The organism is Tahibacter caeni, from assembly GCF_024609805.1.
In the GTDB taxonomy this organism is placed as follows: domain Bacteria; phylum Pseudomonadota; class Gammaproteobacteria; order Xanthomonadales; family Rhodanobacteraceae; genus Tahibacter; species Tahibacter caeni.
In genome coordinates, this window is record NZ_JANFVR010000632.1 from 1 (window position 1) to 1,265 (window position 1,265).

The window sequence follows — 1,265 nt, forward strand, 5'->3', positions numbered from 1 at the left end:
CGGCCAGTTCGTGCTCGGCGACGCGCGGCAGCTGCTCGCGCTGACGATCTTCCACCGCACCAGCGCCGACGCGCTCGTGCAGGAGCTCGGGCGCGAGCCCCGGCGCCCCGGCGCCGGCGCGCGCGGCAGTCCGGCGAGCTGAATGGCAACCGCGCACCGCGCCGGACCCGCGCGCGAAACCGTCGCGGCCATCGCATAGCATAGGCGCGGCACGACCGGCGCGGCCGGCCTGCATGATGCTCATGGGGGAGTTGCGGTGATCCGTCGATCGGCAGCCAGCGTCGTCCTGTTCCTGTGTTCCGTGCTCGGCCTCGCGCCGCCGGACGCCGCCGCGCAGCAATGCACCTTCACCCAGCCGGCGCCGGCGAACTGGCAGCGCGTCGATACAGCCGTGGTCCGGCTCCCGCTGCCGCGCGACGCCTATCGCACCGAAGACGGCGGCGGCGACACGACCGGCTACCGCTACCGCGCCGAAGGCCTGGACGTGCTCGTCGACTACGGTCCGGCGCGCGCGCCGGCCGAACCGGAAACCGGCATGGTCAGCCGCCTGCTCGGCGGGGCGCCCGCCTTCATCGTCAACGAGGCGCGCGCCGATGGCGCCGGGCGCATCGCGATCACCTGGACCAGCCTCGGCCACACGCAGAGCGAGGCCAGCGTGACGATCGCGTTCACCGATGCCGCGCGCCGCAGCGACGCCTGCCGCATCGCCTCGGGCCTGCGCCTGCTCGGCGACGCCACGGCGCTGACCTTGCTGCGCACCGGATCCAGCGCCGGCCAGCGCTACGCCGTGCTGCGCAGCGGCAACGGCGAGCAGCGGCGCGTCGTCGAAGGCGACTACGTCGCGCTGAACTGGGGCAAGGTCGCGCACATCGAGGAGCGTGCCGTGGAAATCGCCGAACGTCTGCCGGTGCGCGGCGGCGACTGGAGCGAGCGGCGCACGACCCTGCGCACCACGCGCTGACCTACGCCCCGGTCGTATACACGCCGCGCGGCCGCCGCTACCATCGGCGCCGGCGAAGCAAGTCGCCTCCGGTCCGCGGGAAGGGTGCAACCCACTTGTGCGAATTCCCTGTTTGCCAACCTTTGTGCAGCCGGTGTTGCGGACCGTCGGCCTCGATGCACGGAGGTGACGCATGAATTCCCTGCCCGACCGGGCCGATCTCGAACACCTGCGCAAGCAGGCCAAATCCCTGCTGCAGGACTATCGCCGCGGCGACGCCGCCGCCATCGCGCGCCTGCGCGCCGACCTGCCCGCCGCGCGCGGC

At 73.4% G+C, this 1,265-nt stretch carries 1 protein-coding gene; it reads left to right on the forward strand.

What is annotated here, in order from left to right; translation table 11 throughout:
* The first annotated feature begins 256 nt into the window (after nt 1-256).
* The gene (locus NON22_RS24925) at nt 257-961 is read left to right on the forward strand and encodes a pilus assembly protein PilP (protein ID WP_257389587.1); all 705 of its coding nucleotides are present in this window, start codon (nt 257-259) and stop codon (nt 959-961) included.
* The last annotated feature ends 304 nt before the right edge of the window (nt 962-1,265 follow it).